This window comes from Nocardioides daejeonensis, assembly GCF_003194585.1.
Classification (GTDB): Bacteria; Actinomycetota; Actinomycetes; order Propionibacteriales; family Nocardioidaceae; genus Nocardioides; species Nocardioides daejeonensis.
Window position 1 is genome coordinate 409064 of sequence record NZ_QHKZ01000001.1, and the last position, 23381, is coordinate 432444.

Genomic DNA, 23381 nt, shown 5'->3' on the forward strand with positions numbered 1-23381 from the left:
GGGCTAGAGGCCCAGCGCCTTGGCCTTCGCCGCGTCGTAGTCCTCCTGCGTGATCAACCCGGCGTCGAGCATCTGCTTCGCCTTGGTCAGCACGGCCATCGGATCGTCGGCGGCTGGCGCCGCGGGAGCGGCTGCCTCGGCCGGAGCAGCGGCGGGTGGCTGCTGGGCGGGGGTCGACTGGGCACCAACGCCGGGCACCGGCTGCTGGAGACCGCCGATGCCGGTGGTGCTGGCGGCCATGCCCATGCCCATGATTCCGCCGGGGCCTGCGTTCTGGCCGGCTGCTTCGAAGCCGGCGGCGACGGAGGCCTGAAGGTTGGAGTTGCCGCGCGCCCCGGAGAGGGCGTCTGCGCGCTGGACGTTGCGCAGCAGCTCGCGGGTCGCCTCGTCGTACTCGATGGAGATGATCGCGGTGGAGCGGATCTCCAGGCCGCGCCCGGAGCTCCACTTGTAGTTCTGCTCGACGGCGGCCGAGAGGCTCTGCGCGAATCCGACCGAGTCCTGCTGGATCTTGGTGATCCGGTTCCCCTTGGAGGGGTCGTTGGTGTACATCGAGAAGGCGGGGGCGAGCGACCCGACCACCTCGTTGAAGAGCTGGGTGGCGGCGTCGTTCTCGACATCGGTGAAGTCGAAGACCTTGCCCGGCTCCAGGTAGGTCGCCGGCACGAACGCCTTGATGAAGAGGATCGGGTCGATGATGCTCAGCGTGTAGGTGCCGCGGGTGACGGCGCCGACCTGGGCGTTCATGTAGGCGTCGTCCCAGTAGATCTCCGACTGAGTGCCGAAGCGGTTGTTGGGCAGCTCCTTCAGGCTGACGAAGTAGCCGCGCTGCTGCGTGCTGGGACGGCCGCCGAACTTGTAGCGCTCCCACGAGGTCTTGATCAGCGGGCTCACGATGCCGTTGCCGGCGAAGATCGACTGGGAGTCCTGTGCGTCGGAGTTCCACTCATAGGCACCCGCCTCGGCGGCGAAGCCGGTGATGGCGCCGTCCTGCATCAGCACCAGCCCGTAGCCCTCCGGCACCAGGATCTTGCTGCCGTTGGTGATCACACCGTCGGAGGCCTTGGTGTTGGAGCCGCGGCCTGCGTTGGTCCCGCGCGGCACCGCCGAGAACAGCGCGGCCGTGGGGGCGAGGCCCTCCGGGACCGTGTAGAAGTCCTTCCACTGGTCGGCCAGGGTGCCGCCCAGGGCTCCGATCGCCGCCTGAATGAGTCCCATCGAGTCCTCCGCTTCGCGCCTGAACAAGTTCGCGGGCCAGCCTAGCGGCGGAGACCGAAGGAGGCTGGGAAACCCGACAGAGCGCGCGAATTCCTCAAGAAGTCGCCGCAGCCCCGAGGGCTGCGCGCGTTCGGCGTGGCCGCAGGGTTCACCTCGTCGAAACATGGATGCGGCATAGTGGGGGCATGGGTAAGCAGGAGGACTTCGTACTGCGTGCGCTCGAGGAGCGCGACGTCCGGTTCGTGCGGCTGTGGTTCACCGACGTCCAGGGCTTCTTGAAGTCGGTGGCGGTGGCGCCGGCCGAGCTGGAGGGAGCGTTCTCGGAGGGGATCGGCTTCGACGGCTCCGCCATCGAGGGCTTCGCCCGGGTCTACGAGTCCGACATGTTGGCGATGCCCGACCCGACGACGTTCCAGATCCTTCCGTGGCGGGGTGAGGGGCCGTCGACCGCCCGCATGTTCTGCGACATCGTGATGCCCGACGGCAGCCCTTCGTACGCCGACCCTCGCTACGTCCTCAAGCGCACCCTGAGCGCAGCGGCGGAGAAGGGCTTCACCTTCTACACCCATCCCGAGATCGAGTTCTACCTCTTCAAGGACACGCCGAACTCCACGGCCGAGCCGGTGCCGGTCGACCGCAGCGGATACTTCGACCACACCGCCCAGTCCTACGGCTCCGACTTCCGCCGTGAAGCGATCACCATGCTCGAGGCGATGGGGATCTCGGTCGAGTTCAGCCACCACGAGGGCGGCCCCGGCCAGCAGGAGATCGACCTGCGCTACGCCGACGCGCTGAGCACCGCCGACAACATCATGACCTTCCGGACCGTGGTGCGGGAGGTGGCCCTGAGCCAGGGCATCTGGGCGACCTTCATGCCCAAGCCGTTCACCGAGCACCCAGGCTCGGGTATGCACACCCACGTCTCCCTCTTCGAAGGCGATCGGAACGCCTTCTTCGAGGCGGGGGCCGAGTACCAGCTCTCCCAGACCGGGCGGCAGTTCATCGCCGGGGTCCTCACCCACGCCAGCGAGATCACCGCTCTCACCAACCAGTGGGTGAACTCCTACAAGCGTCTGCTGGGCGGCGGCGAGGCACCGTCGTACATCTGCTGGGGTCACAACAACCGCTCCGCCATGGTGCGGGTGCCGATGTACAAGCCCAACAAGGGCCAGTCGACCCGGATCGAGCTGCGCACCATCGACCCTGCCTGCAACCCCTATCTGGCGTTCGCGGCGATCCTCGGTGCCGGCATGAAGGGCATCGAGGAGGGCTATGAGCTGCCCCGCGAGGCCGAGGACGACGTGTGGTCGCTCAACGAGCGAGAGCGGCAGAGCCTCGGTATCGAGCCGCTGCCGAAGACGCTCTACGAGGCGATCCGGGTCGCGGAGAGCTCCGAGCTGCTTCCCGAGGTGCTCGGTGAGCACGTCTACGAGTACTTCCTGCGCAACAAGCGAGCCGAGTGGGACGAGTACCGGGTCCAGGTCTCGGCGTTCGAACGGTCCCGGATGCTGCCGGTGTTGTGAGCCCGGTGCCGCGGCCCGCTGGACGGGCGACCCTGCTACGGCTGGGCTTCCAGGAGCTGGACGACGCCCGGGACCGGCTCGCCCTCCTCGGCGAGGCAGCCGTCGAGCTGCAGGAGCCGTTGGCGGAGACGCCGGATCCCGATCTCGCGCTACGGGGGCTGGTCGACCTGCTCGAGGCGGTCGACGACCCCGAGACGCTGCGCACCAGGATCGTGGAGGACCGGCAGACCGCACGTCGGCTGCTGCAGGTGCTCGGCGGCAGCCGGGCCCTGAGCGAGCATCTGCTGCGGCATCCCGAGCAGTGGCGCGAGCTCGACGACGACACGTTGGCGAGCACGCGTGCGCCGGCGTACTTCATGCGTGAGTGCCTGGTCCGCGCGGTCGGCGCGGATCCACAGGCCAGGGAGCCCATCGCAAGCATCCCGGATACGGCGGCCGTGGACGCCCTGCGCGTCGAGTACCGCAGGCTGCTCCTGCGCCTGGTCGCTCGCGATCTGGCGCACGCCGTCGGTGTGGACGACGTCGCGGCGGAGCTCTCCGATCTCGCGGCCGGCACCCTTGAGGCAGCGCTGGCGGTGGCGCGGGCGCGGGTGGGTGAGGAGACCGCCGGCTCCGCCCGTCTGGCGGTGATCGCGATGGGCAAGTGCGGCGGCCACGAGCTCAACTACGTCAGCGACGTCGATGTGGTCTTCGTCTTCGAGCCAGCAGAGGGCACCGACGAGACGCGAGCCCTGCGCGCCGCCACCCAGCTGGCGGCCAACCTGATGCAGGTCTGCTCGGAGCACACCGCGGCAGGCACGATCTGGCCCGTCGACGCGGCGCTCCGTCCCGAGGGCAAGGCGGGACCGCTGGTGCGTACCCTCGCCTCCCACGAGGGCTACTACGAGCGGTGGGCCAAGACCTGGGAGTTCCAGGCGTTGCTGAAGGCGCGTCCCGTGGCCGGCGATCGAGCGCTCGGCGCCGAGTATGTGGCGATGGTGGCCCCCTTCGTCTGGGCGGCTGCGTCGCGCGACGGCTTCGTCGCGGATGTGCAGGCGATGCGTCGCCGGGTGCTGGAGCACCTGCCGGCAGCGGAGGCGTCCCGGCAGCTGAAGCTCGGCTCCGGCGGGCTGCGCGACGTCGAGTTCGCGGTGCAGCTGCTGCAGCTCGTGCACGGCCGCACCGACGCGGAGGTCCGGGCGCCGACCACACTCAGTGCGCTGCACGACCTGACGCAGGCCGGATACGTCGGTCGCGACGACGGTCGCACCCTGCACGACGCCTATTGCTTCCTGCGCTCGCTGGAGCATCGGATCCAGCTCTTCGATCTGCGCCGGACCCACGTCGTCCCCGACGACGACGCGTCGCTGCGCCGCCTGGGTCGGTCGCTGGGTCACCTGAAGGACCCGATCGCCGGCCTGGAGAAGCAGTGGCGGCACCATCGCCGGGAGGTCCGCCGGCTGCACGAGAAGCTCTTCTACCGGCCGCTGCTCTCGGCCGTGGCCCGGATCCCCGGCCCGGAGGCGCGGCTCTCTCCGGAGCGCGCGACCGACTGGCTGGCCGCCCTCGGGTACGCCGACCCGGCAGCAGCGCTGCGTCACCTGGAGGCGATGACCGCGGGTGTCTCCCGGACGGCGGCGATCCAGCGTTCGCTGCTGCCGGTGATGCTGGAATGGTTCGCCGATGCGCCCGATCCCGACGCCGGTCTCTGGGGCTTCCGCCGGATCAGCGAGAGCCTGGGCCGCACGCACTGGTACCTGAGGCTGCTGCGCGACGAGGGTGAGGTGGCGGAGCGGCTGGCCCGGGTACTGGCCACCTCCCGCTACGCGACCGACCTTCTCGAGCGTGAGCCGAACGGCGTCCGGCTGCTGGCCGACGACCTGACCCCATGGGGCGGCACGACGTTGGCCGCTGAGATGCGAGCCTCCGCCGGGCGCCAGCCGTGCATCGACGACGCCGCCCGGGCGATCCGCGCCGTACGCCGCCGGGAGCTGTTGCGCATCGCCACCGGCGAACTGGTCGGCGCCACCGACGTGCTCCGCGTGGGTCGGGGCCTGACCGCGCTCACCGACGCCACCTTGGGGGCGACGCTGGAGCTCGCGGAGCGGGCGATCCGGGAGATCCGCGGCCTCGACGAGGCGCCGACCCGGCTGGCGATCATCGCGATGGGTCGGTACGGGGGCCTCGAGCTCTCCTACGGCAGCGACGCCGACGTGATGTTCGTGCACGACCCCGTGCCTGGAGCCGACCCGCAGGCCGCTGCCCAGTACGCCCAGGCCGTGGCCAACGAGCTGCGCCGGATGCTGGCGATGCCGGCGACCGATCCGCCGCTCGAGGTGGACGCCGACCTGCGCCCGGAGGGCAAGCAGGGGCCGCTGGTGCGCACCCTCGACTCGTACGCCGCCTACTACGCGCGCTGGTCGGCGGTCTGGGAGTTCCAGGCACTGCTGCGTGCCTACCCGGCCGTCGGCGACCCGGAGTTGTTGACTCGCTTCATGGCGATGGTCGACCCGCTGCGGTTCCCGGCGGGCGGGATCTCCGAGGACGACATCCGCGAGGTGCGCCGGATCAAGGCCCGGGTCGACGACGAGAGGCTGCCGCGGGGCGCCGATCCGCACACCCATCTGAAGCTGGGACGGGGCGGGTTGGCCGACATCGAGTGGACGGTGCAGCTGCTGCAGATGCGGCATGCCGGGCAGGTGCCGGGCCTGCGGACGCCTCGGACGCTCAAGGCGCTGGCTGCTGCGGGCGAGGCGGGGCTGCTCGCGGACGAGGACCGCGAGGCTCTCACGCTGGCCTGGAGGACGGTCAGCGCTACCCGTAACGCGATCACGCTGGTCCGCGGCAAGCCCTCCGACAACCTGCCGCACACCGCCCGGGAGCGAGCGGGCGTGGCGGCGGTGCTCGGCTATGCGCCGGGGGAGAGTGACGAGATGGTCAACGACTACCTGCGGGTGACCCGGCTGGCCCGGGGAGTTGTGGAGCGGGTCTTCTGGGGATGAAGCATTTGGCTTCACTTTTTTAGAAGTGAAGATATATCCTTCATTTTGAACGGAGGTGAGCGACATGCTTCTGGCGACGTTGATCGGCGACGTGGTCGCCTCTCGTGAGGTGGGGGATCGCCGGGCGCTCCATCGCGCCCTGGTCGACGCGCTTGGCGAGGTCAACGAGAAGTTCGCCCCGGCTCACCCGCTCCGGATCACGGTGGGCGACGAGTACCAGGGGGCTTTCGTCCGCATCGGCGATGCCGTACGAGCGAGCCTGGCTCTCCGGGTCCGGCTGGCCACCGTCGACGTTCGGCACGGGCTGGGGTGGGGCGAGGTCGCCACCTTGCAGGACGCTCCCCGGGTGGAGGACGGTCCGGGCTGGTGGGCCGCCCGGGCCGCCATCGAGGCGGTCCACGCCGATGCCGAGAAGCCGGCGACCCGCTGGCGGCGTACCGCGTTCCGCACGCAGGAGCCGGGGGCGGCCATGCTCACCCCCGCCCTCGAGGCTGCCCTGGTGCTGCGCGACCACGCGGTGCAGAGCCTCGACGAGAGGTCGGTGTCGGTGCTGTCGGGCATGCTCGCAGGTAGGACGCAGCGGGAGATCGCCGAAGCGCTGCAGATCACGGCATCGGCGGTCTCGCAACGCATCCGCTCGGACGGGCTGACGGCGATCGTGGCAGCCGACCGGGCCTGGCAGGAGGAGAGCGCGTGAGCGAGGAGATGGCGTGAGCTGGCTGGCGGTCTGGCTGATCGGCACGGCGTGTGCCGATCTCGCCCATTCGGTGCGGCCGGTCCGGCTGCTGCCGGGGTTCGTCGGGGCCGCGGCCACGCTGGCCACCGGACTGTTGGCCGGACTGACCGGCGGTGTCGACGTGGCGGTCCTGCTCGGCTTGGCTGTGCTTGTCGTGCTGTGGGACGCCGCGGTGCGCTACGGCTTCGGCACCGGGCGGGTGGCGTGGCCACTGCTGCTGTGGGGCGGTGTCTTCGTCGGGCTGCTCCTGGCGGCGGGCGCCGCCTCGCCGGTGGGTGGGGTCGTGGACTCCTGGCGAGAGGCGACGCCTTTCGCCGCCGCTGGGAGTGACTCCGACCGGCTGCTGCTGATGCTGGCGGTGCTGTCGGCACAGCTGTCCACCGGCAACGTCGTGGTCCGACTCGTGCTGACCGGCACCGGCACGGTCAATCCGGCCAAGGGGCTCGACGCGGGCCGCACCTTGAAGGGCGGTCGCCTGCTCGGCCCGATGGAGCGACTGCTGATCGTCGGCCTCGGCCTGGCAGGGGAGGTCGCCGCAGCGGGACTGGTGATCGCTGCCAAGGGCCTGCTGCGCTGGCCGGAGATCCAGTCGCGGCGGAGTGAGAGGGAAGGCCCGGGCGTCGACGAGCTGACCGAGTACTTCCTGCTGGGTTCCTTCGTCAGCTGGCTGTGGGCGCTGGGAGGCCTGGTGCTGATCGCCTGAGCCGGTGTTCACCCGCGTGTCGGCTGCCAGTTGCCGTGGGGAACGGAATCGTTGGGACAGGGCGGCCAGCATCCCGGCTCGTGACCCCGTGGCTGTTCGATCCTGGTGCCTTGGCGGATCGGATGACCGCCTTCGTCGAAGCACCCGGCTTCCCGCCGGTGGCTCTCCTGGTGGCATTCCTCGCGGGCGCCGCGCACGCTGTGCAACCGGGGCACGGCAAGACACTGACCGCGGCGTTCCTGGTGGGCACACAGGGCAGGCCGCGCGACGCCGCCTACCTCGGCGTCAGCGTCGCGGTCATGCACACCGCCTCGGCGCTCGTGATCGCCATGGCCTGGACCTTCCTCGACGTCTCGGACTGGATGCCCCTGGCCACGCTGACCGGCGCGCTCAGCGTGGTTGCCGGGCTGGTCGTCGTGGTACTGGGCCTCTGGATGCTGCGGGCCTGGAACAGGCGCAGGACCGGGCACGGCCACGGCCACGGGCATGGGCACGGGCATGGGCACGGACATGGGCACGGACATGGGCACGGACACGAAGGCGCGGAGCGGCCCGGGCTCTGGTTGCTGGCGATCTCCGGGGGCCTGGTGCCCTCGCCGGCGGCGTTCCTGCTGCTCGTGACAGGGATCTTCAGTGGGCGCAGCGAGTTCGCGCTCCTGCTCGTCGCCGTCTTCGGGGTCGGGATGGCGGTGGTGCTCTTCGGAGTCGGGCTGCTCGCGGTGGCCGGACGCGACGTCGTACTCCGTTGGGCTACGCCACGCTCCTGGCTGCGGCGGCTCTCGCTGGTCGGCCCCTTCGTCGCGGCGGTCGGCGTGACCGGCGCAGGCTGCGTGCTGACAGCGGTGGCGTGGGTGAATCTCGCCACTCAAGTGTGACCACGGGTTTCGGCCTGGGGTAGTCACGAGGCCGCGTTGGGAGAAGTTGTCACCTACGTGACAACTTCTGCCCTCTCTTGCATGCGCCGGCGAGAGATGTTGTCGAATCGCTGCAGGATCCTGCAGCGCCGCGGTTATGGTGCGGCCCTGCACATCTCGTGCTCGGGTAGGGGAGGGTGTCGTGCTCGGGTTCTCGGATACGTCTGCGCGCTCATGTTTGCGGTGGCTGTCGATGCCGGTCGTGATCCTGCCGTTCTCGTCGCCGTTGATCTTGGTGGCGAGGATTGGAACGACCCCACCAGGTTGTAGTCACCGATTGACCTGGCCGCTCAGCTGGTCGCTGTGGCCCTCAGCGGCGAGACCGAATCGCTCGGTGAGCCCGGCTGGCGTTCCGCCGGAAGTTCAGGTGCCGCAGAAGGTCTGGAACGACTCGGCGAAACTCGCCGGCGGAGGCTCAGCGAATCGGGGATCGGCCGGCGTCCACGGAGAGCGGACGGCGGCCAGGATCGCCTCGAAGTCGGTGAGGTCGCCGGCCTCCGCAGCGCGAAGCGCGTGATCGGTGAGGTGGTTGCGCGGCACCTGCGCCGGGTTGGCGGCGGCCATCGTGTCGACGTCCGGCATCAGGTCACGCCAGCGGGCCAACCATCCGTCGATGCGGGGAAGGTCGAGCATCAGTGCACGGACTGGCTCGGGGTTGCCGCGTGCGGCCTCGATCAGATTGCTGAAGGTCAGGGTGAAGTCTGCGCGTGCCTCGGCCATCAAGTCGAGCAACCCCTCGCCGACCTCCAGCGCCGTGCCGGGATCGGCCAGCCCTAGCTTCGCTGCCAGCACCCGGCCCCAGGCAGCACGGTGCAGCGGCGCGAACTCCTGCAAAGCCTCGGTCGCGACCGCGATGGCGCTCTCCTCGTCGGAGGCGAGGAGGGGCAGCAGCGCCTCCGCGAAACGGGCGAGGTTCCATTGTGCGATGGCTGGCTGGTTGCCGAACGCGTAGCGACCCTGATGGTCGATGGAGGAGAAGACCGCGCTGGGGTGGTAGCCGTCGAGGAAGGCGCAGGGGCCGTAGTCGATGGTCTCGCCGGAGATCGTCATGTTGTCGGTGTTCATCACGCCGTGCACGAAACCCACCCCCATCCACCGGGCCACCAGGTCGGCCTGCGTCGCGACGACGCTGCGATAGAGGTCGAGGTATCGGTCCGAGCCGGTGAGCACGGGGTAGTGGCGCGTGATCGCGAGGTCGGCGAGTCGGCGCAGCAACGCGGTGTCGGCGGTGGCGCGGGCGAACTGGAAGCTGCCGACCCGAAGGTGGCTGCTCGCCACCCGGGTGAGTACGGCGCCCGGCGCCGGGGCCTCCCGCGCGACGAGGCGCCCGGTCGCGACCACGGCCAGGGAGCGCGTCGTGCGGACCCCGAGCGCGTGCATGGCCTCACTGATCAGAAACTCGCGCAGCATCGGCCCGACCACAGCGCGCCCGTCGCCACCACGAGCGAAAGGGGTGCGGCCGGAGCCCTTGAGGTGAAGGTCGACCGGGCCGCTGGGAGTTTCCAGCTCGCCGAGCAGCAGTGCCCGGCCGTCGCCGAGCTGGGGCGAGAAGCCGCCGAACTGATGACCGGCGTAGGCCTGGGCCACCGGTCGCGCACCCTCGGGCAGCTCGTTGCCGATCAGGAACCGCACTCCGGCGGGGGAGCGCAGCCAGTCGGTATCAAGACCGAGGTCGAGGGCCAGCGCGTCGTTGAGTGCGAGCAGGCGCGGCTCGGGCGCCTCCTCGGCCTGCCAGGGCACGGTGAGCTCCGGAAGGTCGCGGGCGAAGGCGTGATCGAGGGTCGGCTGCACCCTGTCAGCCTACGAGCCGGTCGCGCGTGGGTCGTCTCATGTGGTCTCGAGGCTCTCCAACTCCCGCTCCGACTCCGGGGTGCCCGGCACCTCCGTGCCGCGCAGCGAGACGCCCGCGGTCTCGACCACCGCCGGCAGTGCGAGGGCGCCGACCGCGCAGGCCAGCATCATGTAGAACGCCGGTACGAGGGCCGAGCCGGTGAGGCCCACCAGCCAGTCGTTCAGCGCTGGTGCAGTGCCGCCGAAGAGGGAGGTCGAGACGTTGTAGGCGATCGCGAACCCGGCGAAGCGCACCTGGGTAGGGAACATTGCCGGGAACGTCGAGGAGATGGTTGCCAGCTGGGGCACGTAGAGCAGTCCGAGCACTGCGAAGCCGATCACCGCACCGAGCAGCCCGGTCGCCATGAGCAGGAACATCGGCACCGCGGCGATGAAGAGCCCGGTCACCGACACCCACCACAGGGGCTTGCGCCCGACCCGGTCCGAGAGGTGCCCGGCGAACGGGAGGAAGAGCATCATCGTCAGCATCCCGATCACCGGCACCATCAGCGACTGGTCGGTGCTGAGCCCGATCTCGGCCTCCAGATAGGTCGGCATGTAGCTCAGCAGCGTGTAGTTGACGACGTTGAGCGTCATCACCAGCGCGCCGAGCAGGAGCAGCGGCCGCCCATGGTCCGCGACGAGCTCGCGCAGACGTACGACGGCTGGCTCCTCGTCGACCGCGCGCTCCTCGGCCGCCTCTTCGAAGACCGGGCTGTCCTCGGCCCGCGAGCGCAGCCACAGGCCGATGACGCCGAGTGGCGCGGCCAGCAGGAACGGCACGCGCCAGCCCCAGGCCTGCATCGCCGTGTCGTCGAGGGCCAGGGAGAAGCCCAGCATCAGCAGCGCGCCGAGGGAGAAGCCCGTCAGGGTGCCGAACTCCAGGAAACTGCCGAGGAAGCCGCGTCGGCGGTCGGGTGCGTACTCGGCCATGAAGGTGGCCGCACCGCCGTACTCCCCGCCGGTCGAGAAGCCCTGCACCAGCCGGAGTGCCACCAGCAGCGTCGGCGCCCAGAACCCGATCCGGTCGTAGGTCGGCACGAGACCCACGCCCAAGGTGGCGCCGGCCATCAGCAGGATGGTGACGGCGAGCACCGCCTTGCGCCCGACGCGGTCGCCGAGCGGGCCCCAGAACATGCCGCCCAGTGGCCGCACCAGGAACGAGATGGCGAAGGTCGCCAGGGCGAACAGCGTGGCCTGCTCGGTGTCGCCCGGGAAGAGCGCAGCGGAGATGTAGGTGACGCCGTACGCATAGAGGCCGTAGTCGAGCCACTCGGTCATGTTGCCGATCGCCGAGGCGGCGATCGCCCGGCGTACGGCGGGTGCGGTGGGGGTGGACATCACGACCTCCTGAGTCGGTCGACGGCGTGCGGCAACGCCTCGCGGTACCCAGGGACGGAGGGCCCATCCTCGACCCGCCTGGCCTTTCTTGATTTATTCAAGAAAACTTGCCATGCTGGATCCGTGGCCGACACCGTTCACGAGCAGATGCTGCGCACCGCCTCGCTGCGGGTCACCCGACCTCGCGTCGCGGTGCTCGCCGCTGTGCACGCACATCCGCATGCAGACACGGAGTCGGTCATCGGCGCGGTGCGCGAAGGGCATCCGGGCGTCTCTCACCAGGCCGTCTACGACTCCCTCCACGCACTGACCACGGCGGGCCTGATCCGCCGCATCCAGCCGTCGGGATCGGTGGCGCGCTACGAGGCCCGGGTGGGAGACAACCATCACCACGTGGTCTGTCGCGGTTGCGGCCGGATCGCCGACGTGGACTGCGCCGTCGGTGAGGCTCCGTGCCTGACCGCTCACGACGACCACGGCTTCAGCATCGACGAGGCCGAGGTCATCTACTGGGGTACCTGCCCGGACTGCGCCGCTGAGCCGGTCCACGAACTTTCCTGAACTCACCAAACTCAACCCTGTGTGGAAGGAACCCATGCCCGACAAGAACGATGACGCCGTACTGGCCGAGGTGAACGACGAGACCGCCGGCAAGTGCCCGGTCATGCACGGCTCCTCGCACCCGACCCAGGGCAGCACCAACGCCCAGTGGTGGCCGAACCGGCTCAACCTGCGGATGCTGGCGAAGAACCCTGACGTGGGCAACCCCAACGGCAAGGACTTCGACTATCGCGAAGCCTTCAGCAGCCTCGACCTGGCTGCGGTCAAGGCCGACATCGCTACCGTGCTCACCGACTCCAAGGACTGGTGGCCCGCCGACTTCGGCACCTACGGCCCGGCCATGGTCCGGATGGCCTGGCACAGCGCCGGCACCTACCGCATCGGCGACGGCCGGGGCGGCGGCGGTGGTGGCCAGCAGCGCTTCGCGCCGCTCAACAGCTGGCCGGACAACGTGATCCTCGACCGTCCGCGCCGGCTGCTGTGGCCGGTCAAGAAGAAGTACGGTCAGTCGATCTCGTGGGCAGACCTCTTCATCCTCGCCGGCAACGTGGCGCTGGAGCAGATGGGCTTCGAGACCTTCGGCTTCGCCGGTGGCCGCCCGGACGTCTGGGAGCCCGACGAGGACATCTACTGGGGCTCCGAGACCGAGTGGCTCGGCGACGACCGCCGCTACTCGGGCGAGCGCGACCTGGAGAACCCGCTGGCCGCCGTCCAGATGGGGTTGATCTACGTCAACCCGGAGGGCCCGGCCGGCAACTCCGACCCGCTCGACTCCGCCCGCGACATCCGCGAGACGTTCGCGCGGATGGCGATGGACGACGAGGAGACCGTCGCGCTCATCGCCGGCGGCCACACCTTCGGCAAGACCCACGGCAACGGCCGCGCCGAGCTGCTCGGGCCCGACCCGGAGAACGCGCCGCTGGAGGAGCAGGGCCTGGGTTGGAAGAACCCGCAGGGCACCGGCAGCGGCCTGGACGCCGTCGGCTCCGGCCTCGAGGTCACCTGGACCTACCACCCGACCCGGTGGGACAACGAGTTCTTCCACATCCTCTACGCCTACGAGTGGGAGCTCATGGAGTCCCCGGCCGGCGCCAAGCAGTGGCGACCGATCAACGGCGGCGGGGCGGACATGGTGCCGGAGGCCCAGGGCGACGGCCGTCGCGAGCCGCGGATGCTCACCTCCGACCTGGCACTGCGTTTCGACCCGATCTACGGGCCGATCTCCCAGCGCTTCAAGGACGACCCGGAGGCGTTCGCCGACGCGTTCGCGCGTGCCTGGTTCAAGCTGACCCACCGCGACATGGGCCCGCGCACCCGCTACCTCGGCCCCGAGGTTCCGGCCGAGGTGCTCATCTGGCAGGACCCGGTGCCGGAGGCGGAGGGTGAGCCGATCGGCGCCGCCGAGATCGCCGACCTCAAGGCTCGGGTGGCGACCTCCGGTCTGACCGTCACCGAGCTGGTCCAGACGGCCTGGGCCTCGGCCTCGACCTTCCGGGGCAGCGACAAGCGGGGCGGCGCCAACGGTGCCCGCATCCGCCTGGAGCCGCAGCGCAGCTGGGAGGTCAACCAGCCGGACCAGCTCGCGCGGGTGCTCGGTGTGCTCGAGGGCATCCAGGCAGACTTCAACGCGACCGGCGGTCGGCAGGTGTCGCTCGCCGACCTGATCGTGCTCGCCGGTGGCGTGGGTGTGGAGCAGGCGGCTGCGGCCGGCGGCCACAGCGTCACCGTGCCGTTCACGCCGGGGCGCACCGACGCCTCCCAGGAGCAGACCGACGTCGAGTCGTTCGCGCCCTTGGAGCCGACCCACGACGGATTCCGGAACCATGTCGCCAAGGGACACCGCCTGCCGGCCGAGTTCCTGTTGATCGACAAGGCCAATCTCCTCAACCTCAGCGCTCCGGAGATGACCGTCCTCATCGGTGGTCTGCGCGTGCTGGGCAACAACGTCGGAGGCTCGCAGCTGGGCGTCCACACCGACAACGTCGGTGTGCTCAGCAACGACTTCTTCGTCAACCAGCTCGAGCTCGGCACGGTCTGGACGCCTGACGAGGACGAGCAGGTCTACACGGGTCAGATGGCCGACGGCCGCACCCTCACGGGCTCGCGTGTCGACCTGGTGTTCGGTGCCAACTCCGAGCTGCGTGCCCTCGCCGAGGTCTACGCCAGCGACGACGCCAAGGAGAAGTTCGTCAACGACTTCGTGGCCGCCTGGGTCAAGGTCATGGAGCTCGACCGCTTCGACCTGCACGCCTGAGCAGCATCGCGGATCGCCTGATCGGCACGTCCCCGTCTCCCGCGAGGGAGGCGGGGACGTTGTCGTCTACTGCAGCGCAGCGGTCAGCCGCATCACGTTGTCGACATAGCGCAGGCGTGCCGGCCGCCGCGCCCACTCCTCCGGTCCGAGCGGCGTGCTCAGCCGGCGGTACTCGTCCTCGATCTGCCGCAGGGCGGTTACCGGCTCCACGCCGCGCAGCATCAGCGACAGCTCGTAGTTCAGGGAGAACGAGCGCATGTCCATGTTGCTCGATCCGATCACCGCGACGTCGTCGTCGATGGTCAGGTGCTTCGCATGCAGGACGTACGGCGCGGGGTAGCGGTAGATGACCACGCCCGCCTCCAGCAGCGCCCGGTAGTAGGACGCCTGGGCATGCCCGACCATGAACTGGTCCGAGACCTCGCTGACGAAGAGCTCCACGGCGACGCCGCGTTGCGCGGCGGTCGTGACCGCGCTCAGCAGCGATTCGTCGGGGACGAAGTAGGGGCTGGTGATGGAGATCCGGCGCCGGGCGCCGTACAACAAGGAGTTGAACATCCGCAGGTTGTTCTCGGCGGGGTAGCCGGGGCCACTAGGCACCACCTGGACGGGGGCGACCACCTGTCCCGCCGGTGCTGATCCGGTCGCCGCCGGAGTGACCGACTGCGCCGGCCCCGGGAGAGCCAGGTCGGCGATCTCGCCGGTCTCGGCGTACCAGTCCCCGGCGAAGACCGCGTTGAGCGCAGCGACCGCCGGACCCTCGACGCGCACCATCAGCTCCACCCACTCCCGGCCGAGGCGGTGGTTCTTCGGCTTGTTGTAGCCGGGCTCGGTGAGATTGAGCGAGCCGGCGAACCCGACCAAGCCGTCGACCACGACGAGCTTGCGATGGTTGCGCAGGTCGGGCCGGCGCCAGCGCCGCTGCAGCGGGCGAATCGGCAGCATCGCCCGCCATTGGATCCGGGTGTCTCCGAGCCGTCGGAGCAGTTCGCGGTAGCTGGGTAGTCCTCGCGAGCCGAGGTGGTCGAAGAGCAGGCGGACCTCGACGCCACGCTCCGCGGCCCGGGCCATCGCGCCCAGGAGCGGGTCGGTCACCTCGTCCCATGCGGTGATGTAGAACTCGACATGCACCCACGACTCGGCCGCCTCCACCTCGTGAGCCATCGCCGCGATCGTGGCGCGGTAGCCGGGGAGGAACTCCAGCTGGTTGCCGGCGAGCATCGGCAGCGCGCCCAGGTGCTGGTTGAGCCGCACCACTCCGTCGACCCAGGTGCTCGCCACGCTGCTGGCGGGCTCCGGCTCCGGCACCGCCTCCGGGACGCTCATCGCCTGCCGGATCGCGGCGTCCGCGCGCTGCTGCCGGCCGTGCCGGCGCCGCCCCAGCGCCGTGCGTCCGAACAGGGAGAAGGCGAAGAGCCCGACGTAGGGCTGGATCATGATCAGCAGCAGCCAGGCCATCCCCGACGAGGGCTTCCGGTTGCCGGGCACGATCCCCAGCGCGATCACGCGCAGCACGATCGGGATGGCCACCAGCAGGGCAGTGAGCACGGGCCAGGAGGTCAGCGACATGGTCGGACTATGACAGGTCTAGCCGGCCGGCAGCGCCTGCGTGGGTGCCGCGGCGCGGTACTGGTTCTTGCCGTGCCGCTTGGCGACGTACATCAGCTCGTCGGCTGTGCTCAGCAGCACGTCGGAGCCGGAGAGCGGTGGTGCGGTCGCCACGCCGATGCTGGCGGTGATGCCAACCGGGTCGCCGCCCTCCGCGGGCAGTGCCGGGTACGGCGCCTCGACGGCCGCGAGCAGTCGCATCGCCAGCGGCGCAAGGGTCGTCGGATCGCTGACCCCGGGGCAGAGCACCGCGAACTCGTCGCCGCCGAGGCGCGCGACGAGCGGGCCGGGGCCGGTGGTCGCGGTGAGCCGGTCCGCGATGGTGCGCAGCACCTGGTCGCCCCAGGCATGTCCGTAGCGGTCGTTGACGGCCTTGAAGCCGTCGAGGTCGATGAAGAGCATTCCGGCCGGCCCGGTATGGAGGGCCTCCTCGGTCAGCCGGAGTAGGCGGGCCCGGTTGGCGAGGCCGGTCAGGTCGTCGGTGAGGGCGCGGTGGCGCAGTGTGGCGACTAGCGTGTTGCGCGAGTCGCGGAACAGGGAGAGCGCCAGCATGGTGAGCGTCAGGCTGCCGACCATCGCCTGGGCGCTGAGAGCACGCTCCATCAGCGTGCCCACCATGAACGGGCCGTGCCCGGCGAGGGTGGCGGTCACGATCCAGGCGCCGGCGATCACGAGCGCCACCGTGCTGGCGGTGGTGCTCCACCGCAGTGCCACCCACATTGCCGGCAGGAAGGCGACGAAGGCGACAGGGAGCCCCGGGTTGACCCAGAAGAGCACCAGCAGGACGGCGACGACGGCCAGCGTCGTGGCGGCCGCCTCGATGGCGCGGCTGACGGAGGGCAACGACCACTGCCAGCTGCCGGCCTCCAGCCGGAGCCCGAGTGCGATACCGGCGAAGGCGGTCACGCCGTTGCGAACGGCGAAGAGGGTGAACATGCCCACCAGGCCCTCGTCTCCACGCACTGCGAAGTAGCCCGTTGCCATGACGGCCGCGGTCAGGCTCCCGGCGAGCACAGCCAGAAGCAGGCGGGTCAGGTCGGCCGGGTCGTCCAGGTGGGCCCCGCTGCGCCGCCTGCGCAGGAGGCCGATCGTCACCGTCGGCAGGGCGAGGTTCACCAGCGTGAACCACAGGGCGAGCGAGACCGAGGAGTCCGTCGCCATGGTGATCGCGAAGGTGATCGCGCCGATCAGCATCAGATGGGCGCCGCGGACGATCAGCGAGCGGTCGTAGATGGAGAGGTACCACAGGCTGGAGACCGCAGCGGCCGGCCACGCCAGTGCGATCTCGGAGTCCGCCATCCGCAGCGAGCGGCCGAGATCCAGGGCGAAGGCGTAGCCGAGCGGGAACGCCCAGGGGAGCAGTCGGCGGACGAGGGTGCGGAGCACGTGGACCCCCTTCCCCTGGAGCGCCGGTGATGCCGATGCGGATCGGCACGTACCGTCGCGACCTGAGGAATCAGCCTTGGGAAGCCGGGGTGGAGGTCAGCACCCGGACCGCGAGGTCGGTGGTGGCCTGCACGTTGAGGTGGCCGACGACCCGCGACACCCGGTCGATGTCGAGTGGGAGCAGGCCGGGGGAGCCGGGAACGTCGGGAGTGAAGCCCAGGTCGAGGTCGGAGCGCCCGGCCATCAGCTCCACGTTGAAGTCGTAGCGTGCGCGAGCACCCTCGGCCAGCAGGCGGGAGCGCATCGTGGCCCCGATCCGGCGTCCCCCGGTCTCCTCGGCCCACGAGTTCAGTGCGGCTACCAGGGCCTGCCCGTCGTTGTGGTCGAGGTCGGCCCAGACCGCCTCCATCGACCCCATCGCCTCGAGCAGGATCGGCGCGGTCTTCTCGCCGATTCCCGGCACCCCGGGGAGATTGTCGCTGCTGTCTCCCCGGAGCGCGGCGAACGCCAGGTAGTTCTCCGAACGGACGCCGTACATGGCGTGCAGGCGCGCCGGGTTGAGGAGCGGCGAGGCGTTGATGCCCCCGTTGATCAGCCGCAGCACCGAGGTGTGCTCGCTGATGTGGGCGAAGGAGTCACGGTCGGAGGTGATGATCACGCAGTTCCAGCCGTGCTCCTCGGCCCAGGCAGCGGCCGAGGCGTTGACGTCGTCCGCCTCGAGGCCTGGCGGGGTCAGGGTGGCCAGCCCGAGAGCGTCCAGGAGCGCGCCGGCCCGCTCCAGCTGATCGACGAGCGCGGCGTCCTTCTCCGCTCGTCCGGCCTTGTAGTCGGGATAGCGGCGCTCACGTACCGAGTCGCGCCGGTCGTCGAGCCCGAAGAGCACGGCGTCGGGTGCGAACGAGTCGATCGACTCCAGGATCTGGCGCAGCATCCCGTGCAGCGCCCACGCCGGACGGTTGGTGCGGTCCCGCAGGTCGCTGTGGGCCCGAGCGTGATGGTTGCGGTGCAACAGCGACGGCGCATCGACCGCCAGCAGCAGTCTGCGTGGCGCGTCGGAGGAAGATCGCTCAGCCGGGCTCATGGTCAGGCGCCATGCTACGTAAGCCTGCTGCAATGCGAGGTCGTGGTCGCTTCAGAAGGGCTGTGCGGTGGTGAGGCTGGTGGTCGAGGTCGGCAGCAGCGCCAGCCCAGTCGACCTCAGTGGCGTCTCGGCAGCAGCGGGCCGAGAGCCTCCACGAGACGGTCGACCGGATAGGCCTCCGGTTGGTCGAGGGCGAGGCGAGCCAGTTGCTCGGCCGACACCATCAGCAGGTGCGCGGCCACCTCGACGTCGAGCGCGGCCCCGAACCGGTCGGCAAGCAGCGCGGCGATGTGGGCATGGATGACCCGCCTGGTCTCCTCGATGCGTTCACGCACGAAGGCCGGGGCGTCGAGGGTGAGGCCGAGGATCGGGCGCCAGACGTCGGGTTCGGCGAGCACGATCTCGAGGAATCGCCGGACCGCGGCGTGTGCCCATGCACTCGGATGGTCCGAGAAGGGGACCTCGTCGAAGAGCTGTAGCGCCGAGGTGAGCCCCCGTTGCTGACTGCGGTCCAGGAGCGCCTCGAGCAACGGTGCCAACCCGTCGTACGCCGAGTAGACGACCGGGCGGGAGACGTCCGCCTCCCGGGCGATCGCCTCCACGGTGAGTGCGCTGTGCCCGTCGCGGACGAGCACGCGGAGAGCGGCGTCCATCAGGTGCTGCCGTCGCTCGTCGACCGGCATCCGCCGCGCGTACTTCCGGGTCGAGGTGGTCACGCGTCCCAGGATAGGGGGGTGACAGCGAATATGACATGGGAGTAAAATTCAATGGTCTGCCCGTTCCGCAAGGAGGCTCCGATGCTCAAGACCCGGTACCAGCTCCGCAAGCAGTTCGAACCCGCCGCCGACTACGGCTTCTTCGGCCCCGACTCGGTGACCTGGAAGGTCTGGAGCCACCCCACCTCCTACGTGCTCGGCTTCACTCGCTCGGTGACCATCGAGCACCTCGATCCCAATCTGGCCGCCGCCGTCGTCCAGTCGGGTGGGGTGAAGTACCGGCCGCACACCCGCTACGCCCGCACCATGCGCTACTTCGCGCTGGTGGCCTTCGGCGCCGCGGAGCCGACGGCGAAGGCAGCCGACGTGCTGGTCAAGGTGCATTCGAAGGCGATCGGCCACGACCCGGTCACCGGCGGGGAGTACGACGCCAACCGGCCCGACTCGCAGCTGTGGATCCACATGACCGCGTGGCACTCGATCCTGACCTGCTACGAGAAGTTCGGGCCTGGTCGGCTGAGCGAGGCCGAGGAGAACCAGTTCTGGGCCGAGTGCGCCCGGGCGGCGGAGCTGCAGACGATCGACCCCGACACCGTCCCGCGCTCACGTGCAGAGGTGCGCGAGTACTTCGAGCAGTGGCGCCCGCACCTGGCGATCTCGGAGGCCGGCCAGGACATGGTCGACTTCATCCTCCAGCTTCACGTGGCGCTGCCGCCGGACCTCCCGGCGTGGCAGAAGCGGGTCTTCGCCCCGGCGATGAGCATCATGCGCCGCGGCATCATCTCGACCTACCCGCGGCACTTCCGCAAGATGTTCGGCATCACGCAGGGGCCGGTCACCGACGCCTTGGTGCTCTGGCCCAACAAGCTCCTGCACGGCGCCGCCCGAGCGTTCCCCGAGGTGTCCTTCCTCTTCATGCAACTGCTCGCACCCGCGGCGGTGGAGGTCGCCGCACCGGTGATCCTGGGCATCCCGGCCCGCAACGCCACCACGATGACGCCCCGCGAGGCGCAGGCGAAGTTCGGCTTCGACCTGCCGGCCGAAGCTCACCCCGAGCTGCGTGCCAAGCAGCGCGCGCGGGTCTTCGACGAGGGCATCCGTCCGAGCGACGAGGGTCTTGTCGAGTCCGAGCAGCACATCGGGGCCATGCAGGCCCGGGAGGTTCCCGCCGGAGCCTGATGGCGTGAGCCGTGCAGCTGGGTGGGAGCGGGTGCCCATGCTCCGTCGTACCTGCGCAGACTCACTCCCCGGAGCAGCGGCGGAGGAGGATGCATGCGGGCAGCGGTACTGCGGGCAGGGGCGTTGGTGGTCGACGAGCAGCCGGAGCCGCCGGAGCCCGGACCCGCTCAGGTCACCATCGACGTTCTGGCCAACGGCATCTGCGGCACCGACCTGCACATGGTCGCCGACCTTGACGGATGGTGGGAGGCGACCGAGCGGGCCGGGGACGCGATGAAGCTCTTCGACCGTGGTCGCGACGTCGTGATCGGCCACGAGTTCGCCGGCCGGGTCCGCGCCCTCGGGGCGGAGGTGACGGGACTGGCCGCCGGAGACCTGGTCTACTGCATGCCGCTCGCGGTGGCTCCCGACGGCCGCCTGCACTGCCTCGGCTTCAGCAACGACTACCCCGGTGGGCTCGGTCGGCGCGCGACTGTGGACGCCTCGATGGTCGTCCCGCTGCCCGACGGGCTGAGCCCGGAGCACGCGACGTTCCTCGACCCGATGGGCGTCGGGGAGTACGCCGTCGCTCACCGTGCCCGGATCCCGGAGGGCGAGCCCGCGCTGGTGGTGGGCACCGGTCCGGTCGGTCTCGGGGTGATCGCCGCGCTGCGTCGAGCGGGTGCGTCCACGATCGTCGCCGTGGAGCCGAGCGCGCTGCGACGCGAGGCCGCCTCCCAGGTCGGAGCGGATGTCACGGTCGACCCGAACGAGCGTGGCTGGGTGGAGGTCTGGGCAGAGCTCGGCTTCACCGGACCTGCCTACGTCTTCGACACCAGCGGTGCGCCCGGCATGGTCCCGCGGCTGGTGGAGGAGGTCCCGATGCGCTCGGTCATCACCACGGTCGCCTCCGGCACCCGCGACGAGCCGCTGCGGCCCTCGATCGCGGTCAAGAAGGACCTCACCCTGCACTTCGCGATGGGCGGCTCGACCGAGATCTATGCCCGGATGGCCGACGAGCTGGTCGCTGGCCGGCCGGACGTCTCCGACCTGGTGACGACCATCGGGCTGGAGAGCGTCGCGGACGCCTTCGCCGCCCTGCGCAATCCCACCGAGCACATCAAGGTCGCGGTGCTGCCCCAGGCGTGACCCCTACCCGTCGAGTTCGCGCAAGTGGAGCGTCGAGTTCGCGCAAGTGGCTGCTTTCTCGAAGTGATGCGGTCATCCGCGCGAACTGGAGGGGGCATATGCGCGAACTCAACGTGCCTCTGGTGCTGGCTCGGTGGGTCAGTCGGAGCTGCGGCTGCGCTCGTCGAGGCGCTCTTGGACCAGCATGGTGACCGCCTGGGTGAGCTCGGAGACCTGACTGCGTAGCTCTTCGATCTCGCGCTGTTGACGCTCGACCTCGTCCTCTGCGGCGTCCGGCTTCTTTGTGGCCTTCGTGGCCTTCGTGGCCTTCGTGGCGCTCGAGGCCAACGTGTCGGACCCCGGCCCGGCACCGGTCTTCTTGGCGCTCTTCGCCCCCTTGGAGCCGGACTTCTTCGCCTCAGACTTCTTCGGGCCGGACTTCTTCGCCTCGGACTTCTTGCTCGACTTCGTGGCGGAGGAGCTGGTGCTGCTGCCGGTCACGGTCTCGCCGACCAGGGACTGGGCGATCTGAGCGGGTGCCTTGAGCAGGCCGCTGAGCAGGTCGCTGCTGCCGCCGCTCTTGACCCGGCGTCCGAGGACCTGGGCGAGGACCTCGTCGGTGCGGTCGTCGCCGGAGGAGTGGTCGCGCACCACGAACCGGATGCCGGACTCCAGCATCGTGGAGAGCTCGTCGAGGGTGGTGAACCTACCGAGGTCGGTGTCGTAGAGCTTGCGGTTGGCGTAGCGCTTGATGACGCGGGGTTCCATGATGTGCCTCCTGTCGGCCGACATATTACGCGATGCGCAAAGAAGGGCCGTGCGCAGGGGAACCGGAGGTCGGATGACCCCCGGGCGCGAACCGCTGCCCGGGCTACGGGTGGCGGTTCCTATCTCGAGAAGTGCTCGACCAGCTGCACGTGCAGCTCGCCGACGAGGAAGCCGAGCAGGGCGCCGACCATGATCAACGTCCGCTCGTCGGCCTGGAACGCAGGCCGGAGCACGCCCTCGAACTCGTCGGGCGTCATGGCCTTCATCTTCTCCGCCATCGTCTCCTTGATCTGGAGCTGCGCGTCCAGATGGCCGAGCGAGTCGGCGAGCACGTCGGGCAGGACCGCTACGAACTCCTTGGCGGCGGTCCGGGCCATCGGGTCGACCTGTGCGAGGTCGAGCCCGCTGCCGGTGACGTTGCGCAGCGGCCGGGTGACGGCGCCGGTCAGGGCGCCGAGGACGGAACTGACCGCACCCTGGCCGACGAGGCCAGCCTCCTCCAGCTCGTCGAACCCGAGCCGACCCAGCTCGCGACGTACCAGCGTCTCGACGTCGGCCAGCTCCTCGCGCAACGCCTTGCGGATCACGCCGGAGAAGAGGTCTGCGACCTCGGGCGCGCGCGGCCCGGTGAACATCGAGGCGATGATCTTCTCCGAGGTGAGCACCCGGGTCCCGATGAGGATGCCGTACTCCTCCGACACCGGAATGCGGTGCTTGAGGAACAGGCCGTGCCACGTGACGATGCCGAGGTACTTCTTCGGCTCCTTCGGGTTGAAGATCAGCCGCAGTGCCGCCCAGTCGGTGAACCAGCCGATGAAGAGGCCGAAGATCGGCATCACCAGCGGCTCGTGGAAGAGCGCCCAGATGGCGGCCTGGATGAAACCGATGAAGAAGCCGAAGAGCAGGCCGCTCTGGCGGATGAAGGCGAACTCGCGCCGACCGACGTCGAGGAACATCCGCTCGAGGATGTCGGGGTCCGCCAGGAACTCGGCGGTGACCATCTCCTGGAGGTCGAAGACGTCGTCGATGTTCTTGCGCAACTGTTTGACGAACTTGGGGATCAGCTCGACCGCGATCTCCTGCGCGCGCTGCACCACCATGTCGCGGGCCGGCCCGGGCAGCACGTGCCACAGGGCGGGCTGGTACTCCTCGGCGACGATCGGCACGATCCGGGCGACCTCTTTGCGTAGCGGCCGCTCGATCCGCCGCGCCAGCTCGCGAGAGTCGACACGGTCGACGATGTCGCCCGCGGAGATGAGCCGGCCGGTGAGGGTCTGGCAGAGCACCTCGACCATCTGCGGCGCGCGGCGGGGGATGATGCCCTGCCAGCCCAGCTTGCCGATACCGCGGAACTTCTGGGGGCGGAACATCATCTTGATGGCGGCGAGCTTGGTCAGGTAGCCGATCGCCCCAGCGATGAACGGCATGGACACGTAGACGATCCAGTTGACCTGAAGGTCCTCGACTATGGCTGA

The 23381-nt window shown here is 69.9% G+C and carries 18 protein-coding genes; 9 read left to right on the forward strand and 9 right to left on the reverse strand.

The features are described 5' to 3' along the window. Positions 1–3: 3 nt before the first annotated feature. A complete protein-coding gene (locus DNK54_RS02000; RefSeq protein WP_110205264.1) occupies positions 4–1218 on the reverse strand; it encodes an SPFH domain-containing protein in 1215 nt (404 codons plus the stop codon). Between the two features lie 185 nt (positions 1219–1403). Between DNK54_RS02000 and glnA the strand changes: the two genes are divergently transcribed. The 5 genes from glnA (at position 1404) to DNK54_RS02025 (ending at position 8036) form a co-directional block, all read left to right on the forward strand. Then, a complete protein-coding gene (glnA, locus tag DNK54_RS02005; RefSeq protein ID WP_110205265.1) occupies positions 1404–2741 on the forward strand; it encodes a type I glutamate--ammonia ligase in 1338 nt (445 codons plus the stop codon). Between the two features lie 5 nt (positions 2742–2746). Beyond that, a complete protein-coding gene (locus DNK54_RS02010) occupies positions 2747–5722 on the forward strand; it encodes a bifunctional [glutamine synthetase] adenylyltransferase/[glutamine synthetase]-adenylyl-L-tyrosine phosphorylase (RefSeq protein WP_110205772.1) in 2976 nt (991 codons plus the stop codon). A 64-nt stretch (positions 5723–5786) separates the two neighbouring features. Continuing rightward, the gene (locus tag DNK54_RS02015) at positions 5787–6419 is read left to right on the forward strand and encodes a SatD family protein (RefSeq protein WP_110205266.1); all 633 of its coding nucleotides are present in this window, start codon (positions 5787–5789) and stop codon (positions 6417–6419) included. Positions 6420–6432: 13 nt separating this feature from the next. Next, positions 6433–7161 carry a hypothetical protein gene (locus tag DNK54_RS02020; protein WP_110205267.1) on the forward strand — a complete coding sequence of 243 codons (729 nt, stop codon included), beginning with the start codon at positions 6433–6435 and terminating at the stop codon, positions 7159–7161. 80 nt (positions 7162–7241) lie between these two features. Beyond that, the gene (locus DNK54_RS02025; RefSeq protein WP_239459865.1) at positions 7242–8036 is read left to right on the forward strand and encodes a HoxN/HupN/NixA family nickel/cobalt transporter; all 795 of its coding nucleotides are present in this window, start codon (positions 7242–7244) and stop codon (positions 8034–8036) included. Between the two features lie 402 nt (positions 8037–8438). On the opposite strand, the gene DNK54_RS02030 is transcribed toward DNK54_RS02025, so the two are convergent. Both DNK54_RS02030 and DNK54_RS02035 read right to left on the reverse strand, forming a co-directional pair. Further along, entirely contained in the window at positions 8439–9866 is a 1428-nt protein-coding gene (locus DNK54_RS02030) for a protein adenylyltransferase SelO (protein WP_110205268.1), read from the reverse strand. A 36-nt stretch (positions 9867–9902) separates the two neighbouring features. Beyond that, complete coding sequence (locus tag DNK54_RS02035) at positions 9903–11246, reverse strand: MFS transporter (RefSeq protein WP_110205269.1); 1344 nt, start codon at positions 11244–11246, stop codon at positions 9903–9905. A gap of 147 nt (positions 11247–11393) precedes the next feature. Between DNK54_RS02035 and DNK54_RS02040 the strand changes: the two genes are divergently transcribed. Both DNK54_RS02040 and katG read left to right on the forward strand, forming a co-directional pair. Then, positions 11394–11807 (forward strand): Fur family transcriptional regulator, encoded by a 414-nt coding sequence (locus DNK54_RS02040; RefSeq protein ID WP_110205774.1) that lies wholly within the window; start codon positions 11394–11396, stop codon positions 11805–11807. A 34-nt stretch (positions 11808–11841) separates the two neighbouring features. Next, positions 11842–14061, forward strand: a complete 2220-nt coding sequence (gene katG / locus DNK54_RS02045; RefSeq protein WP_110205270.1) for a catalase/peroxidase HPI — start codon at positions 11842–11844, stop codon at positions 14059–14061. Between the two features lie 66 nt (positions 14062–14127). Here katG and cls read toward each other — a convergent pair whose 3' ends face one another. From cls to DNK54_RS02065, 4 genes are all read right to left on the reverse strand, one after another. Next, entirely contained in the window at positions 14128–15630 is a 1503-nt protein-coding gene (gene cls / locus DNK54_RS02050; protein ID WP_110205271.1) for a cardiolipin synthase, read from the reverse strand. Positions 15631–15648: 18 nt separating this feature from the next. Then, positions 15649–17055, reverse strand: coding sequence for a diguanylate cyclase domain-containing protein (locus tag DNK54_RS02055; RefSeq protein ID WP_110205272.1), 1407 nt, complete (start codon positions 17053–17055; stop codon positions 15649–15651). A gap of 70 nt (positions 17056–17125) precedes the next feature. After that, the gene (locus tag DNK54_RS02060) at positions 17126–18136 is read right to left on the reverse strand and encodes a 5'-3' exonuclease H3TH domain-containing protein (RefSeq protein ID WP_110205273.1); all 1011 of its coding nucleotides are present in this window, start codon (positions 18134–18136) and stop codon (positions 17126–17128) included. A 116-nt stretch (positions 18137–18252) separates the two neighbouring features. Then, complete coding sequence (locus DNK54_RS02065; RefSeq protein ID WP_239459866.1) at positions 18253–18852, reverse strand: TetR/AcrR family transcriptional regulator; 600 nt, start codon at positions 18850–18852, stop codon at positions 18253–18255. 81 nt (positions 18853–18933) lie between these two features. On the opposite strand from DNK54_RS02065, the gene DNK54_RS02070 reads away from it, so the two are divergent. After that, positions 18934–20031 carry an oxygenase MpaB family protein gene (locus DNK54_RS02070; protein WP_110205274.1) on the forward strand — a complete coding sequence of 366 codons (1098 nt, stop codon included), beginning with the start codon at positions 18934–18936 and terminating at the stop codon, positions 20029–20031. 93 nt (positions 20032–20124) lie between these two features. After that, positions 20125–21159 carry a zinc-binding dehydrogenase gene (locus DNK54_RS02075; protein WP_110205275.1) on the forward strand — a complete coding sequence of 345 codons (1035 nt, stop codon included), beginning with the start codon at positions 20125–20127 and terminating at the stop codon, positions 21157–21159. Positions 21160–21297: 138 nt separating this feature from the next. Here DNK54_RS02075 and DNK54_RS02080 read toward each other — a convergent pair whose 3' ends face one another. Further along, the gene (locus DNK54_RS02080; RefSeq protein ID WP_162602277.1) at positions 21298–21906 is read right to left on the reverse strand and encodes a polyhydroxyalkanoate synthesis regulator DNA-binding domain-containing protein; all 609 of its coding nucleotides are present in this window, start codon (positions 21904–21906) and stop codon (positions 21298–21300) included. 119 nt (positions 21907–22025) lie between these two features. Further along, positions 22026–23333, reverse strand: a complete 1308-nt coding sequence (locus DNK54_RS02085) for a DUF445 domain-containing protein (RefSeq protein WP_239459918.1) — start codon at positions 23331–23333, stop codon at positions 22026–22028. Positions 23334–23381 lie beyond the last annotated feature (48 nt).